Annotated in this window: 18 protein-coding genes, 1 tRNA gene and 1 riboswitch; of the genes, 9 read left to right on the forward strand and 10 right to left on the reverse strand. The window is 40.2% G+C overall.

Annotated elements, in window-relative coordinates; all coding sequences use genetic code 11:
* Positions 1 to 4 precede the first annotated feature (4 nt).
* The 6 genes from QM865_RS03985 to QM865_RS04010 form a co-directional block, all read right to left on the reverse strand.
* Positions 5 to 646: a redox-sensing transcriptional repressor Rex gene (locus QM865_RS03985; protein ID WP_000653417.1), complete on the reverse strand. Its 642-nt coding sequence runs from the start codon at positions 644 to 646 to the stop codon at positions 5 to 7.
* Between the two features lie 82 nt (positions 647 to 728).
* Positions 729 to 944, reverse strand: coding sequence for a DUF4649 family protein (locus tag QM865_RS03990; RefSeq protein WP_261085334.1), 216 nt, complete (start codon positions 942 to 944; stop codon positions 729 to 731).
* 7 nt (positions 945 to 951) lie between these two features.
* Positions 952 to 1,299, reverse strand: coding sequence for a DUF1831 domain-containing protein (locus QM865_RS03995; RefSeq protein WP_000863540.1), 348 nt, complete (start codon positions 1,297 to 1,299; stop codon positions 952 to 954).
* A gap of 4 nt (positions 1,300 to 1,303) precedes the next feature.
* Positions 1,304 to 2,419 (reverse strand): cysteine desulfurase family protein, encoded by a 1,116-nt coding sequence (locus QM865_RS04000; RefSeq protein WP_414306052.1) that lies wholly within the window; start codon positions 2,417 to 2,419, stop codon positions 1,304 to 1,306.
* 9 nt (positions 2,420 to 2,428) lie between these two features.
* The gene (locus tag QM865_RS04005; RefSeq protein ID WP_414306053.1) at positions 2,429 to 3,388 is read right to left on the reverse strand and encodes a ribose-phosphate diphosphokinase; all 960 of its coding nucleotides are present in this window, start codon (positions 3,386 to 3,388) and stop codon (positions 2,429 to 2,431) included.
* Between the two features lie 116 nt (positions 3,389 to 3,504).
* Positions 3,505 to 4,074: a CYTH domain-containing protein gene (locus QM865_RS04010; RefSeq protein WP_414306054.1), complete on the reverse strand. Its 570-nt coding sequence runs from the start codon at positions 4,072 to 4,074 to the stop codon at positions 3,505 to 3,507.
* Positions 4,075 to 4,201: 127 nt separating this feature from the next.
* Here QM865_RS04010 and QM865_RS04015 point away from each other — a divergent pair, with 127 nt between their 5' ends.
* Genes QM865_RS04015 through pta form a run of 4 tightly spaced genes read left to right on the forward strand, consistent with a single transcriptional unit; the run spans position 4,202 to position 7,586 of the window.
* Positions 4,202 to 4,873, forward strand: a complete 672-nt coding sequence (locus tag QM865_RS04015) for a GTP pyrophosphokinase (RefSeq protein WP_033683732.1) — start codon at positions 4,202 to 4,204, stop codon at positions 4,871 to 4,873.
* On the forward strand, positions 4,857 to 5,675 hold the full coding sequence (locus QM865_RS04020; RefSeq protein WP_261037851.1) for an NAD kinase: 819 nt from the start codon (positions 4,857 to 4,859) through the stop codon (positions 5,673 to 5,675). The genes QM865_RS04015 and QM865_RS04020 overlap by 17 nt, the downstream gene beginning before the upstream one ends.
* Positions 5,672 to 6,568 carry an RluA family pseudouridine synthase gene (locus QM865_RS04025; protein ID WP_414306055.1) on the forward strand — a complete coding sequence of 299 codons (897 nt, stop codon included), beginning with the start codon at positions 5,672 to 5,674 and terminating at the stop codon, positions 6,566 to 6,568. The genes QM865_RS04020 and QM865_RS04025 overlap by 4 nt, the downstream gene beginning before the upstream one ends.
* A gap of 43 nt (positions 6,569 to 6,611) precedes the next feature.
* On the forward strand, positions 6,612 to 7,586 hold the full coding sequence (gene pta / locus QM865_RS04030) for a phosphate acetyltransferase (RefSeq protein WP_414306056.1): 975 nt from the start codon (positions 6,612 to 6,614) through the stop codon (positions 7,584 to 7,586).
* 138 nt (positions 7,587 to 7,724) lie between these two features.
* On the opposite strand, the gene pepT is transcribed toward pta, so the two are convergent.
* Positions 7,725 to 8,948: a peptidase T gene (pepT, locus tag QM865_RS04035; protein ID WP_414306057.1), complete on the reverse strand. Its 1,224-nt coding sequence runs from the start codon at positions 8,946 to 8,948 to the stop codon at positions 7,725 to 7,727.
* A 153-nt stretch (positions 8,949 to 9,101) separates the two neighbouring features.
* Here pepT and hemH point away from each other — a divergent pair, with 153 nt between their 5' ends.
* Positions 9,102 to 10,196, forward strand: a complete 1,095-nt coding sequence (hemH, locus tag QM865_RS04040) for a ferrochelatase (protein ID WP_061759157.1) — start codon at positions 9,102 to 9,104, stop codon at positions 10,194 to 10,196.
* 40 nt (positions 10,197 to 10,236) lie between these two features.
* On the opposite strand, the gene mscL is transcribed toward hemH, so the two are convergent.
* Both mscL and QM865_RS04050 read right to left on the reverse strand, forming a co-directional pair.
* A complete protein-coding gene (mscL, locus tag QM865_RS04045; RefSeq protein WP_025171689.1) occupies positions 10,237 to 10,617 on the reverse strand; it encodes a large conductance mechanosensitive channel protein MscL in 381 nt (126 codons plus the stop codon).
* 83 nt (positions 10,618 to 10,700) lie between these two features.
* Complete coding sequence (locus QM865_RS04050) at positions 10,701 to 11,132, reverse strand: GtrA family protein (RefSeq protein ID WP_061759156.1); 432 nt, start codon at positions 11,130 to 11,132, stop codon at positions 10,701 to 10,703.
* A 28-nt stretch (positions 11,133 to 11,160) separates the two neighbouring features.
* Positions 11,161 to 11,257, forward strand: a riboswitch (PreQ1 riboswitch).
* Between QM865_RS04050 and QM865_RS04055 the strand changes: the two genes are divergently transcribed.
* The 4 genes from QM865_RS04055 (at position 11,255) to dapA (ending at position 14,358) form a co-directional block, all read left to right on the forward strand.
* Positions 11,255 to 11,764 (forward strand): QueT transporter family protein, encoded by a 510-nt coding sequence (locus tag QM865_RS04055; RefSeq protein WP_414306058.1) that lies wholly within the window; start codon positions 11,255 to 11,257, stop codon positions 11,762 to 11,764. It overlaps the preceding riboswitch by 3 nt.
* A gap of 99 nt (positions 11,765 to 11,863) precedes the next feature.
* Positions 11,864 to 11,936: transfer RNA gene (locus QM865_RS04060), tRNA-Thr, on the forward strand.
* 354 nt (positions 11,937 to 12,290) lie between these two features.
* Positions 12,291 to 13,367 carry an aspartate-semialdehyde dehydrogenase gene (locus QM865_RS04065; RefSeq protein ID WP_000542464.1) on the forward strand — a complete coding sequence of 359 codons (1,077 nt, stop codon included), beginning with the start codon at positions 12,291 to 12,293 and terminating at the stop codon, positions 13,365 to 13,367.
* A gap of 55 nt (positions 13,368 to 13,422) precedes the next feature.
* Entirely contained in the window at positions 13,423 to 14,358 is a 936-nt protein-coding gene (gene dapA / locus QM865_RS04070) for a 4-hydroxy-tetrahydrodipicolinate synthase (RefSeq protein ID WP_000121608.1), read from the forward strand.
* Positions 14,359 to 14,403: 45 nt separating this feature from the next.
* Here dapA and mnmE read toward each other — a convergent pair whose 3' ends face one another.
* The gene (mnmE, locus tag QM865_RS04075; protein ID WP_414306059.1) at positions 14,404 to 15,777 is read right to left on the reverse strand and encodes a tRNA uridine-5-carboxymethylaminomethyl(34) synthesis GTPase MnmE; all 1,374 of its coding nucleotides are present in this window, start codon (positions 15,775 to 15,777) and stop codon (positions 14,404 to 14,406) included.
* Between the last annotated feature and the right edge of the window lie 130 nt (positions 15,778 to 15,907).

A 15,907-nucleotide genomic window follows, 5' to 3' on the forward strand; every position in this document is an offset into this window, starting at 1 on the left:
CTTTCTAATCCTCTTTTCGCATGAAATAGAGGAGAGTTTGGAGTTCACTTGTCAAATCGACATACTGAACGACCACGTCTTTTGGTAAATGCAGATGGACTGGTGAAAAACTGAGAATTCCTTTCACGCCAGCATCCACCAAGAGATTGGCAACCTCTTGTGACTTGACGCTGGGAACTGTCAGGATAGCAGTCTTCACATCAGCATCCTTGATTTTATCCTTGATTTGAGAAATTCCGTATATGGGAATCCCGTCAGGAGTTTGGGTTCCGACTTCAGGATGATCATCAAGATCAAAGGCCATGATAATCTTCATCTTGTTACGCTCGTGGAAGCGGTAGTGGAGAAGGGCATGGCCCATATTTCCAATACCAACCAGCATGACATTGGTAATAGAGTTGTCATTGAGCAAATCGGCAAAAAACGTCATCAGTTTTTTGACATCATAGCCAAAACCACGACGACCTAGTTCACCAAAATAGGAAAAATCACGACGTACGGTCGCTGAGTCAATACCGATAGCCTCTGCAATTTGCTTAGAGTTGGCACGTTCAATCTTTTCTGCATGAAATCTCTTAAAAATTCGATAGTAGAGAGAGAGTCTTTTCGCTGTAGCTTTTGGAATAGCAGACTGTTTATCTTTCACAAAATCACAACCTTTCTATTCTTCTATTTTATAGAAACATTGTGAAAAAATCAACAAAAACAAGAAAAAACTAAGAAAAATCTTAGTTTTGATGTAAAAAATCTGCATGTGATAGAAAACGGTAGAGGTCTCCGACCAGTCCTTTGTAAACTTCCTGGCCATTAAAAGTCAGAGAAGTCACATAAAGTGTATCTGGTAGGGTCACACATCCTGACAGAGCCAGCATGAGAGCTTCATAATCCTCATACTTGAGTGTACGCTCTACATGATAGTTGTCCTTATAGGTCAGTTCAAACATATGGGACCTATCTTTCCGATTTTGTAAAGACACCACGTTCTACCAAGCTATCCATGAGGAAATAGAATTTTTCCTGATGAATGTGGTGGTCTTCTGATTTGAAAATATCAACTAGACGAAGCCCAAACTTGTCAGTGATATTGATTTTAGCCCCTGTAAGTTCCTTGTTAATGATGATTTTGAGTTGGAAGCCTTCACCGCTGTTTGGCACTTTTTCCAAAAGGCGAGTCAATTCATAGTTACCAACCTTAGTCTCAAAAAAGGTGTTATCTTTGAGGGTGAATTTTTTAACAGAAGGGCTAAGAGTGTAGTCGTAACGACAATTTTTTAACTGAATGGTTTTTTCAAATGCCATATGGCTAACCTCCGATAATTTCTTTTAAGGTTTTTGCGAGGGTTTGTAGGTCTTCAACAGTATTTTGTGGCGACAAACTGATACGAACGGATTCCTTCAAGCGTTCTGAATTTGCTCCGTACATGGCTTCAAGAACATGGCTGGATTGGACAATGCCTGCCGTACAGGCTGAGCCAGTAGAGATTGAAATTCCAGCTAAATCTAGACGAAGGAGTAAGAGATCATTTTTCTGGCCAGGAAATCCAATATTGAGAACATAAGGGAGATGGTGTTCTCCTCTATTCAGGTAATATTGAATGTCCTCTAGCTCTGAAAGAAAGGCGGTTCCTAAATTTTGCACATGTTGAAAATGTTCTTCTTGTTTTTCTAGGTCTTCTTTTAGGGCTGCAACCATAGCCACTATGGCAGCTAGATTTTCAGTTCCTGCACGCTTTTTCTGTTCTTGGTCTCCGCCATGTAGATAGGAATCAAAGTCCATGCTAGATGCGTAGAGAAAGCCGATTCCCTTAGGACCATGGAACTTGTGGGCAGAAGCAGTGAGAAAATCAATGCCCAATTCTTCTGGGTAAATAGGGATTTTTCCAATAGCTTGAACTGCATCGACATGATAGACAGCAGGGTGTTGCTTGAGTATTTGGCCAATTTCAGCAATGGGAAGTAGGTTTCCTGTCTCATTATTGGCAAACATGGTAGAAACCAAAATCGTATCATCTCGTAAGGATTCTTGGATTTTCTGGGCCGTGATCTCTTGATTTTCTGGTTGGATAATAGTTACTTCAAAACCAAAGTGTTGAACCAAGTAATCAATTGTTTCAAGGACAGCATGGTGCTCAATGGCAGTTGTGATGATATGTTTTCCTTGTTCTTGGTGACGAAGGCAGTAGCCAATGATGGCAGTATTGTTTCCTTCAGTCCCACCAGAAGTGAAAAAGATATGCTGAGGTTTTGTCCCTAGTAACTGGGCTAGTTCCTGACGGGCTTCTCGCAAGAGTTTGCCAGCTTGCCGACCATGACCATGAATACTAGATGGATTGCCATGGGTTTCTTGCATAACCTTGGTCATAGCTGAAATAGCAACTGCTGACATAGGAGTCGTTGCAGCATTGTCCAAATAAATCAAAGAATCACCTTATTTCTTTTTGTTGTAGGCAAAGAGTGGGCTGACTGGTTTTCTTTCGTGAATACGGACGATGGCATCACCAATTAACTCACTAGCAGTGATGTAGCATACGTTTTTAGGAGTTTTTTCTTTTGTTGCTACTGAATCAGTCACAAGAATTTCTTTAATATTAGTATTGTCAAGAAGTTCAGCAGCTCCTTCGACGAAGAGACCGTGGCTAGAAACAGCATAAATTTCTGTAGCTCCTTCACGTTCAACGATTTTAGCAGCTTCAGAGAAGGTACGTCCTGTATTAAGAATATCATCAATCAAGATGGCTTTCTTACCTTCAACATCACCAATAATATAACCTTCGTTGCGAGTTGCATCGTCTTGAGGGTAGTCGATAATGGCGATAGGAGCATCAAGATATTCAGCCAGGCTACGAGCACGTTTCACACCTGAATTTTTAGGGCTAACGACAACAACATCTGAGCCAAGTAGGCCCTTATCGCAGTAATGTTTTGCAAATAGGGGAACTGTGTAGAGGTTATCGACAGGAATATCAAAGAAACCTTGAACCTGAACAGCATGTAAATCAAGCGTAAGGACACGGTCAACACCAGCTTTAACCAGCATATTGGCAACTAGTTTAGCTGTAAGTGGCTCACGTGGTGAAGCAATGCGGTCTTGACGTGCATAGCCAAAATATGGAAGGACAACGTTGATACTGTGGGCACTTGCGCGCACACAGGCGTCGACCATGATCAACAATTCCATTAGGTGGTTGTTAACAGGGAAACTTGTTGATTGGATGATGTAAACATCATAACCACGGACACTTTCTTCGATATTGACTTGGATTTCTCCGTCTGAAAATTGACGTGATGACAGTTTTCCAAGTGGGACACCAACAGCTTGAGCAATTTTTTGTGAAATCTCTTGGTTAGAGTTGAGTGCAAAAAGTTTCATATTTTTTCTATCTGACATTATAGACCGTCCTCTGTAAACTTCATAAATCCTAGTTATATATGTTTTGCATACATATATGAACTGGGATTCATGTATTTTTATCTCTTCTATTTTACCAAAAAATGGAGATTATTTCAGCTATTTTTCATGCTTTTGATAAATCGAACCAATTTTGAAGGAGCTTTTTGGTAGGAAATCTGATTTTTCTCTAAAAATTGTTGGAAATCCTGTTTTCCTTGCTCGTGATTTTCCACTTCAAGCTCCAATTCGTAATCTGTCATATCAAAGTACTGACTCTCATCCAGCGCCATGAGACCAATAGCTGTTTGCATTTCATAGCGAAGTGTCGTTAGACAACCAAGAATCTGCCACTTTTTACTTTGGATACCCTGTTTTGATAATTCATCCAGCACAAGCCCTTGAGGAAGCTCTTCCTTGCTCAGATAATCTTCAGCATCTTTGAGTTGCAATTTTTGATTGTATTCCATGTTTCCAACACTTTGTGGGACTTTGAGTGTCAATTCTGCCCAGTCTTCAAAGGTTCGAATGCGCATAGCGACTTTCTTTTCTCGCAGTTCAAAATCTGGCGTGTCTATGTAGTAATTTTTTTGAAGAACAGGAGTGACGTCTGTGAACTGGTTTTTTAGACGATTGTATTCATCTTTTTTCAAGAGTGTTTTCAATTCAATTTCTAAATGTTTCATTTTTCTTACCTTTTCTTTATCGTTGAAAGCGGATTTATGATATAATAGCTTTGTATTTATTGTATATAAATCTGGAGAAAAAATCAAAGATATTTTTGAAGGACAATATGAGAACAAGGGAGAATATATGACCTTAGAATGGGAAGAATTTCTAGATCCTTACATTCAAGCTGTTGGTGAGTTAAAGATTAAACTACGTGGTATTCGTAAGCAATATCGTAAACAAAATAAGCATTCTCCGATTGAGTTTGTGACTGGTCGAGTCAAGCCAATTGAGAGTATAAAAGAAAAAATGGCCCGTCGAGGGATTACTTATGCGACCTTGGAACACGATTTGCAGGATATTGCAGGTTTGCGTGTGATGGTCCAGTTTGTTGATGATGTCCAAGAAGTTGTGGCTATTTTGCGCAAGCGTCAGGACATGCGGATCATACAGGAACGAGATTACATTACTCATCGAAAAGCATCAGGCTACCGTTCCTATCATGTGGTAGTAGAATATACGGTTGATACCATTAATGGAGCCAAGACTATCTTAGCAGAAATTCAAATTCGTACCTTGGCCATGAATTTCTGGGCAACGATAGAACATTCTCTCAACTACAAGTACCAAGGGGATTTCCCAGAGGAGATAAAGAAGCGACTGGAAATCACGGCCAAAATTGCCCATCAGTTGGATGAAGAAATGGGTAAAATTCGAGATGATATTCAAGAAGCTCAGGCTCTTTTTGATCCTTTGAGTAGAAAATTAAATGACGGTGTAGGAAACAGTGACGATACAGATGAAGAATACAGGTAAACGAATTGATCTGATAGCTAATAGAAAACCGCAGAGTCAAAGGGTTTTGTATGAATTGCGAGATCGTTTGAAGAGAAATCAGTTTATACTCAATGATACCAATCCGGACATTGTCATCTCCATTGGTGGGGATGGCATGCTCTTGTCGGCCTTTCATAAGTACGAAAACCAACTTGATAAGGTCCGTTTTATCGGTGTTCATACTGGACATTTGGGCTTCTATACAGACTATCGTGATTTTGAGTTGGACAAGCTAGTGACTAATTTGCAGCTAGATACCGGAGCTAAGGTTTCTTACCCTGTTCTGAATGTGAAGGTCTTTCTTGGAAATGGTGAAGTTAAGATTTTTAGAGCACTAAATGAAGCTAGTATCCGAAGGTCGGATCGAACAATGGTAGCAGATATTGTAATCAATGGTGTTCCCTTTGAACGTTTTCGAGGAGACGGGGTGACAGTGTCAACCCCGACTGGTAGTACAGCCTATAACAAGTCGCTCGGTGGAGCTGTTTTACACCCTACCATTGAAGCTCTTCAGTTGACGGAAATTGCCAGCCTTAATAATCGTGTTTATAGAACGTTGGGCTCTTCCATTATTGTTCCTAAGAAGGATAAGATTGAACTCATTCCTACAAGAAACGATTACCATACCATTTCGGTTGACAATAGTGTCTATTCCTTCCGCAATATTGAACGAATTGAGTATCAAATCGACCATCATAAGATTCACTTTGTTGCCTCACCTAGCCATACCAGTTTCTGGAACCGTGTTAAGGATGCTTTCATCGGCGAGGTGGATGAATGAGGTTTGAATTTATCGCAGATGAACATGTCAAGGTTAAGACCTTCTTGAAAAAGCACGAGGTTTCTAAGGGGCTGCTAGCTAAGATTAAGTTTCGAGGCGGAGCTATTATGGTCAATGATCAACCGCAAAATGCAACGTATCTATTGGATATTGGGGACCGAGTTACTATCGATATTCCCGCTGAGGAAGGCTTTGAAACTCTGGAAGCTATCGAGCGCCCATTAGACATTCTCTATGAGGATGACCATTTTCTAGTTTTGAATAAACCCTATGGAGTGGCTTCTATTCCTAGTGTCAATCACTCCAATACCATTGCCAATTTTATCAAGGGTTACTACGTCAAGCAAAATTACGAAAATCAGCAGGTTCACATTGTGACCAGACTTGACCGAGACACTTCTGGCTTGATGCTCTTTGCCAAGCACGGTTATGCCCATGCACGATTGGACAAGCAGTTGCAGAAGAAATCTATCGAGAAACGCTACTTTGCCCTCGTTAAAGGAGATGGATATTTGGAGCCGGAAGGAGAAATTATTGCTCCGATTGCGCGTGATGAAGACTCCATTATTACCAGAAGAGTGGCTAAAGGTGGAAAGTATGCCCATACATCCTACAAGATTGTAGCTTCATATGGGAATATTCACCTGGTCGACATTCGCTTGCATACTGGGCGAACCCACCAAATCCGAGTCCATTTTTCCCATATCGGTTTTCCTTTGTTGGGAGATGATTTGTATGGTGGTAGCCTGGACGACGGCATCCAACGTCAGGCCTTGCATTGCCATTACCTATCCTTTTATCATCCATTTCTAGAGCAAGACTTGCAGTTAGAAAGTCCCTTGCCGGATGATTTTAGTAACCTAATTACCCAGTTATCAACTAATACTCTATAAAAAGTATTTGGAGTATAATTATTATCTTAAAGGAGAAAAACTCATGGAAGTTTTTGAAAGTCTCAAAGCCAACCTAGTTGGCAAAAATGCTCGTATCGTTCTCCCTGAAGGGGAAGAGCCACGTATTCTTCAAGCGACAAAACGCTTGGTAAAAGAAACAGAAGTGATTCCTGTTTTGCTTGGAAATCCTGAAAAAATTAAAATTTATCTTGAAATTGAAGGGATCATGGATGGTTATGAGGTCATCGACCCTCAAAATTATCCTCAATTTGAAGAAATGGTTGCTGCTTTAGTGGAGCGTCGTAAGGGCAAAATGTCTGAAGAAGATGCACGCAAGGTTTTGGTCGAAGATGTCAACTATTTTGGTGTTATGTTGGTATACTTGGGCTTGGTTGACGGAATGGTATCAGGTGCGATTCATTCAACTGCTTCAACAGTTCGCCCAGCCCTACAAATCATTAAAACTCGTCCAAATGTAACGCGTACTTCAGGTGCCTTCCTCATGGTTCGTGGTACGGAACGTTACCTATTTGGAGATTGTGCTATTAATATCAATCCTGATGCAGAAGCTTTGGCTGAAATTGCAATCAACTCAGCAATCACAGCTAAGATGTTTGGTATCGAGCCTAAAATTGCTATGCTAAGCTATTCTACTAAAGGTTCAGGATTTGGTGAAAGCGTCGATAAGGTCGTTGAAGCAACTAAAATTGCTCACGACTTGCGCCCTGACCTCGAAATCGATGGTGAGTTGCAATTTGATGCGGCCTTTGTTCCCGAAACTGCAGCTTTGAAAGCTCCTGGAAGTACAGTAGCTGGTCAAGCAAATGTCTTTATCTTCCCAGGTATCGAGGCAGGAAATATTGGCTACAAGATGGCCGAACGCCTTGGTGGTTTTGCGGCTGTAGGACCTGTTTTGCAAGGTTTGAACAAGCCAGTTAATGACCTTTCTCGTGGATGTAATGCGGATGATGTTTACAAGTTGACCCTTATCACAGCGGCCCAAGCAGTTCATCAATAAAGAGAAATTATACTAAATAATTCGTACTTATAATCAAAAAACGCATAGTATCAAGTGTGAAAACTTTATACTATGCGTTTTATTGTGTGAAGATTTACTTCATTTTCTCTTAAAATTGAGTTTTTGCCCAGCCTATTTTTAGTCTTTATAAGCTACGATACCAATGATGGTATCAACTGCACGTTCCATAGTCTGAAGGCTGACGTATTCAAAACGTCCATGCATGTTTTCACCACCAGCAAAGATATTTGGAGTAGGGATTCCCATAAAGGAAATTTTAGAGCCATCTGTTCCACCACGGATTGGTTCGATAATAGGTGTGATTCCTAGGTCTTCCATAACAGATTTGGCAATGGTAATTGGCGTCATATCTTTCTCAATGACTTCTTTCATATTGTAGTACTGGTCTGTCAAGTTTAGGGTGACACGGTCGCTCCCAAGTTCTTGATTCATCTTATCAGCGATAGACTGCATAGCTGCTTTACGTGCTTCAAAGGCATCTTTTTCAAAATCGCGAATGATGTAGCTTGCACGCGCCTCCTCGACACTACCTGTCACATCCATTAGATGGTAGAAGCCTTGGTAACCATCCGTTAACTCAGGTCGGTCATTCTCTGGAAGTTGATTATGAAAATCAATTGCTAGCTGAAGGGCGTTGACCATCTGACCTTTGGCGGTACCAGGATGGACATTACGTCCTTGGAAATGCACTTCAGCCCCAGCTGCTGAGAAGGTATCGTACTGAAGCTCACCTAATGGACCACCATCAACTGTGTAGGCAAAATCAACATCAAAATCTTCTGCATCAAATTTATTAGCACCAACACCAATTTCCTCATCTGGACCAAAACCAACACGAATCTCACAGTGTTTGATTTCAGGGTGAGCAGTCAGATATTCAATGGCAGTCATAATCTCAGCAATACCAGACTTATCATCGGCACCTAGCAAGGTTGTTCCATCGGTTGTGATGAGCGTTTGTCCTGGATATTTCTCAAGACTCTTGAAGTCGGCTGGATCTAGTTTAAATCCAGAATTTCCAAGTTCAATCACACCACCATCGTAGTTTTCAATTACCTGAGGATTGACTCCTTCGGCATTAAAATCAGCAGTATCCATGTGTGAGATGAAGCCAATCTTACGTGTTAAAGACGGATCATTGGCTGGCAAGGTCCCAATCGCAAAACCATTTGGAAGGTAGTAGACGTTTTGAAGTCCAACACGTTTCATTTCTGGAATCAGGACATTGGTCGCGAAGTCAACCTGACTCTGTGTACTTGGAGTAGTAGTAGAGTGTTCATCAGAGCGCGTGTTGACCTTAACGTAGCTTAAGAAGCGGTCCAAGAGATTTGGATAAGTCATAAAAAACTCCTTTTGAATTCATTTTTTCCATTGTATCATAGAAAGAAGAGAAAAACAAAAGACAGAAGTTAGGGAAATTCTCTATGTTAGCGTTTACTTATCAGTGGATTCATGATAAAATAAATTTGATAAAAACATCACAAGGAAGCAGTTATGAAAAAAGCAATTTTAATGATGACTTTCGGTTCGCCAGAAGAGATTACCTTTGAAGGTGTAGCTGATTTTTTCACAAATATTCGTCGTGGAGTGAGACCTCAAGACCACGAGATTCAAACACTCTATGATAATTATGTACTTATTGGAGGTACGCCTCTACAAAGAATTACCCGTGAAGAAGTTGCCTTAGTAGAAGCTAGACTGGGGAATGAGTATAGTGTCTATTTTGCCAATAAATTTTCCAAACCTTTTATTCCAGATGTGATTGGTCAGATGGAAGCAGACGGCATTGAGCAGTGTATTTGCCTGATTTTGGAGCCCCATTATTCGTTCTACTCTGTCATGGGGTATGAGAAATTTTTAGAAAGCAAGCAAATTCAATTTTTGATCATTAAGGACTGGTATCAAGAAGAGGCCTTGCTAAACTATTGGGCAGATGAAATTGCTAATATTTTAAAAGAAGAAGTAAAGCAGGATAGCTTTAAAGTCATCTTTTCAGCCCATAGTGTACCCATTTTTGCCTTGGATTTTGGTGACCCTTATATTGACCAAATTTTTGAAAATAGCAAGCTAGTCGCTGAAAAACTAGGATTGAGTTCAGAACAATATACTAACACCTGGCAGAGTGAGAGCGATATCGGTATTCCATGGATTAAACCAGATGTTTTGGAGTATCTCAGAGAACAGACAGAACATCCAGACCATTATATTTTTGTTCCTATCAGCTTCATTAGTGAGCATATTGAAGTCTTGTTTGATAATGATGTGGAATGTTATGATTTGTGTCAGGAATTGAGTGTGAACTACCATCGTCCACCAATGCCCAATACGGATTCTCGTTTGATTGATGCCTTGGTTAATACAGTCAGAGCTAATGAACATCAAGAGTTTAAGGAATTTCTCCCAGAAGAAGAAACCTTTGATGAGTTAGTCCCTTCGGATGAAACTAAAAATATTTTAGATGAATCTCAAGATTTACAAATGCCAGAATTTGTGAAAAAACTGATTGAGAAAAAAGGTCGTGAAAATGTTAAGATGCCATATTTGATCAAGAAAATGCTAGAGAAAGCAGGTAAGTTGCCGAAAGAGTAAAGAAAAAGGATTTAGCTTTGTGCTAGATCCTTTTAAATGATTATTTTTTCTCAAGAAGCGCTTTGATTTCTTGAAGTACTTCCAATTCAGTTGGAGCAGCTGGAGCTTCCTCAGCAGGTTCTTCTTTTTTAGTAAGGCTTTGAGCTTTTTCCATAGCTTTAATAACAAAGAAGAGAACAGTACCTACAACAAGGAAGTTGATAATAGCACTCAAGAATTTACCATATGTAACACCATTCCATGCAAGCTCAGCGATGTTTTGTACTTTCGCAGCTTCCAAGGCTGGGTTCAATAGGAGTGGAGTGATGATATCATTAACAAATGAAGTAACGATAGCACCAAAAGCAGAGGCAATGATCACACCGACAGCAAGGTCTACGACATTACCGCGGAGCAAAAATGCTTTAAGATCTTTTAACATTTTCATAATTCCTTTACAAAATTTTTACTCTTTATTATATATTAATTAAGAAATGCTTGCAAGCTATATGCTTAAATTTTTTCTTATTTTTTAAAAATAAATACCTTACTAAAAATGTAATTAAGAATAATTATTAACAATTGTGCAAGAACTGTTTCAATTGCATTTATCTTATCAAGATTTTCATTTACAAATTGCCCTATGATATGAGGAAATTGAGTCACAAACAGAAAAGTAAAGAGCAAATCTAACAGAAAAGTAGAAAGGCGAGCAAGAGAAAATTTCAATAAACGGATAAGTCGATTCTTCCTTGTTTGCTTAAACACGATTGTATCATTTGTGATAAAGGCAAAGAGGATACCGATAATATTCGCTAGGGCAGTAGCAAGGAGTTCTTTGTGTATTAGTTGATAAATGATTAGTCGTGAGAGAATTGAAACTAGAGTTGTTGCAAGGCCAAAAAAGAGATAGGCTAAGAGCTCATTCATGAAGAGACTTTGAATGCGTTTTTTCATGCTCTTAGTATAGCATAAAGCAGGCTATTGTGCTATACTAGTAAGGTTGAATGAATCAACCCTTGGTGCTTAGCTTCTTTCACCAAGCATATTACACGCGAGCAACCGCTAAAGGAGAAAAGATGAAAAAATTAACTATTCGTGATGTTGCAGACATTGCAATCGTTGCTGCTATTTATGTCGTTTTGACTGTCACACCGCCTCTAAATGCCATCAGCTATGGTGCTTATCAGTTCCGTATTTCAGAAATGATGAACTTTATGGCTTTTTACAATCCTAAGTACATCATCGGAGTTACCATCGGTTGTATGATTGCTAATTTCTTTAGCTTCGGACTGCTAGATGTCTTTGTTGGTGGTGGATCAACCCTAGTATTCCTCAGTTTAGGTGTTTGGCTTTTTGCAAAATACAGCAAGGATTATCTTTTTAACGGATTGATTCGAAAAGATCATTTCTTCTTTTCAATCCTCTTTTCAATTTCCATGTTTACCATTGCTGTTGAGTTGAATATCGTAGCGCAATTACCATTTTTCCTTACTTGGTTTACAACAGGAATCGGTGAATTTGCCTCATTGATTATTGGAGCGATTATCATTGGTAAAATTGGTCGTCGAATTGATTTAAGCAAATAGAAGAAGACAAGCTGGGTGACTCTTACCTGGCTTTTTCTTTAGGAAAATTTCTTAGGAAACTTGACAAGATTTTCTAACTGTAGTATACTTTTCAAGTAAGCTGATTTAGCTCAGTTGGCAGAGCGCATCCATGGTAAGGATGAGGTCGCCGGTTCAATCCCGGCAATTAGCATGATAGAAACAAAATGACCTTGGGAGACCAAGGTTTTTCTTATCGACCTGTATAAATGAAGTTAAAGCGTTTTGGCTGTTGACAAAAGTGACTCTATCTAGTAGAATAGAAGACGCGATGAGTCGATAGGTAGTCTTCGGACTACTATTGAGCATAAGGAGGTCATAACGCAGGAGCGGACCTTGATGAGTTGTGTGAACCTGCTCATCACATGAAGATGCCTCTTAGTCCCTGGTCTAGCGACTGGGGATTTTTATTTTCCAAAAAATGATGAAAAAGCTTTGCAATTCATGGAAAAAGTAGTATAATACATCTATTATAGAAATTTTTAGAAAATTCCGAAAGAGGTTATGTATGGGATATACAGTTGCTGTAGTCGGCGCGACAGGTGCTGTCGGTGCTCAGATGATAAAAATGTTGGAAGAATCAACACTTCCAATCGATAAAATTCGTTTACTTGCTTCTGCACGTTCAGCAGGCAAGACTTTGAAATTTAAAGACCAAGATATTACGATTGAAGAAACGACTGAAACAGCTTTTGAAGGAGTTGATATTGCTCTCTTTTCAGCAGGTGGTTCTACATCAGCTAAATATGCACCATACGCAGTTAAAGCTGGAGCGGTAGTAGTTGATAATACATCTTACTTCCGTCAAAATCCAGATGTTCCTTTGGTTGTTCCAGAGGTCAATGCTCATGCACTTGATGCCCACAACGGGATTATTGCTTGCCCTAACTGTTCAACAATCCAAATGATGGTGGCGCTTGAACCTGTCCGTCAAAAATGGGGCTTGGATCGTATCATCGTTTCAACTTACCAAGCAGTTTCAGGTGCTGGTATGGGAGCGATTCTTGAAACACAACGTGAACTTCGTGAAGTCTTGAATGATGGTGTAACCCCACGTGATTTGCATGCGGAAATCTTGCCTTCAGGCGGTGACAAGAAACATTATCCTATTGCCTTTAACGCTCTTCCACAAATCGATGTCTTCACTGACAATGATTACACTTACGAAGAGATGAAGATGACTAAGGAAACTAAGAAAATCATGGAAGATGACAGCATTGCAGTATCTGCAACATGTGTGCGTATTCCAGTCTTGTCAGCTCACTCTGAGTCAGTTTATATCGAAACAAAAGAAGTGGCTCCAATCGAAGAAGTAAAAGCAGCTATCGCAGCCTTCCCAGGTGCTGTTCTCGAAGATGATGTAGCTCATCAAATCTATCCGCAAGCCATCAATGCAGTTGGTTCACGTGATACCTTTGTTGGTCGTATCCGTAAAGACTTGGATGCAGAAAAAGGAATTCACATGTGGGTTGTTTCAGATAACCTTCTCAAAGGTGCTGCTTGGAACTCAGTTCAGATTGCAGAAACTCTTCATGAACGTGGCTTGGTTCGTCCAACAGCTGAATTGAAATTTGAATTAAAATAGTCATATCGTTTAGGAGTTCAGATGAACTCCTTCTTTGAAATAGAGAGGTGTTTTCATGTCTTATCAAGATTTAAAAGAGTGTAAAATCATCACAGCCTTTATTACTCCCTTCCACGAGGATGGTTCCATCAACTTTGATGCCATTCCAGCCTTGATTGAGCATTTATTGGCCCATCATACAGATGGAATTCTTCTTGCAGGGACCACTGCTGAGAGTCCAACTTTGACCCACGATGAGGAGTTGGAATTGTTTGCAGCTGTACAAAAGATTGTCAATGGACGCGTTCCTTTGATTGCGGGTGTAGGTACCAATGATACGCGTGACTCGATTGAGTTTGTCAAAGAAGTAGCAGAGTTTGGTGGTTTTGCTGCTGGGCTTGCTATTGTGCCTTACTACAACAAGCCTTCTCAAGAAGGAATGTATCAGCATTTTAAAGCCATTGCAGATGCTTCTGACCTACCAATTATTATCTATAACATTCCAGGTCGTGTGGTTGTCGAATTAACTCCCGAAACTATGCTTCGTTTGGCTGACCATCCAAATATTATTGGTGTCAAAGAATGTACTAGCTTGGCTAATATGGCTTACTTGATTGAGCATAAACCAGAAGAGTTCTTGGTCTATACTGGTGAGGATGGAGATGCTTTCCATGCCATGAACCTTGGTGCGGATGGGGTTATTTCTGTTGCATCACATACAAATGGGGATGAAATGCACGAGATGTTTACTGCCATTGCAGAAAGCGATATGAAGAAAGCCGCAGCTATTCAACGTAAATTCATTCCTAAGGTTAATGCCCTCTTCTCATATCCAAGTCCTGCTCCTGTCAAGGCCGTTCTCAACTATATGGGATTTGAAGCTGGTCCAACTCGATTACCTCTAGTTCCAGCACCAGAAGAAGATGCAAAACGCATTATCAAGGTTGTTGTAGATGGCGACTACGAAGCAACTAAAGCAACCGTAACAGGTGTCTTAAGACCAGATTACTAATAAGACAATAAAATCCATGACCGCAAGAACGATCATGGATTTTTCTTATTTTCCTAAGCAGAATTGGCTAAAGAGTTGGGTGATGAGTTCATCAGGAGCAGCATCCCCAGTGATTTCTCCGAGGATTTCCCAAGTACGAGTCAAATCAACTTGAAGCAAGTCAACTGGCATACCTAGTTCAAGACCTTCGTTAACAGCTTGTAGGCTTTCAACTGCTTTTTCAATCAGGGAAATGTGACGGGCATTTGACAAGTAGGTAGCATCTTGCTCAACAAAACCGGCATTCTCAAAGAAGAGGTTGTTGATTTTCTCTTCAATCTTATCGATGTTTTGGTTTTTAAGGACTGAAATACGAATAACGTCTTCAGGTAGTTCCGAAATTTCAATCGCTTCAGGCAGGTCTGTTTTATTAAGTAGAATAATACGGTTAGTATCCTGACTAATTTCAAGAAGTTGTCTGTCTTGAGCAGTCAGTGGTTCACTGGCATTTAGCACTAGTAGAACCAAGTCAGCTTCCTTAAGAGCTTTTTTAGAGCGTTCAACACCGATTTGTTCAACGATATCGTCTGTTTCACGGATACCAGCTGTATCAATCAACTTGAGAGGGACACCGTTGATGTTGACGTATTCTTCAATGACATCACGTGTTGTCCCAGCGATATCTGTTACGATAGCCTTGTCCTCACGCAAGAGGTTGTTGAGAAGGCTTGATTTCCCAACGTTGGGACGTCCGATAATAGCAGTGGAAATTCCTTCTCGAAGGATTTTACCTCGACGGGCTGTTCTAAGGAGATTGGTTAGTAATTGTTCAAACTCCATAGTCTTTTCACGGACCACAGCAGTAGTCGCTTCTTCAACATCGTCATACTCAGGATAGTCGATATTAACCTCAACTTGGGCGAGTGTATTGAGGATTTCTTGACGGGTATTGTTGATAAGGTCAGAAAGGGAACCATCCAATTGTTTGACCGCAATGTTCATAGCCTTGTCAGTCTTAGCACGGATGATATCCATCACCGCCTCAGCCTGTGTCAAGTCTACGCGACCGTTTAGAAAGGCACGTTTGGTAAATTCACCAGGTTCAGCCAACCGAGCTCCTTCACGGATAGCTAGCTGGAGAATCTCATTGGTCACGGCAATACCACCGTGGGTGTTAATCTCGATAATATCCTCACGAGTGAAGGTTTTTGGAGATTTCATGGCTCCAACCATGACTTCGTCCATGATTTTACCAGTCTGAGGGTCAATAATGTGACCGTAGTTAAGGGTATGGCTAGCAACCTGACTCAAGTCTTTCCCTTTGAAAATCTTTTGTGCAATTTCAAAACTGTCTGTTCCGCTTAAGCGGACAATACCAATTGCTCCTTCACCTAGTGGAGTAGAGATAGCAGCGATGGTATCAAATTCACGTGTAATCATAATGTTTCCTTTAATCAATAACTCTTTTCTTGGAAATTTTTCCAAGTCTCTTTTCAAATTGTAACAAATTTGAACTATTTCTTCAATGGATGCTACTTGGAGATTGAAAAAGCCTAAGCAATTCTGCTTA

Source organism: Streptococcus mitis, from assembly GCF_047462815.1.
In the GTDB taxonomy this organism is placed as follows: domain Bacteria; phylum Bacillota; class Bacilli; order Lactobacillales; family Streptococcaceae; genus Streptococcus; species Streptococcus mitis_DO.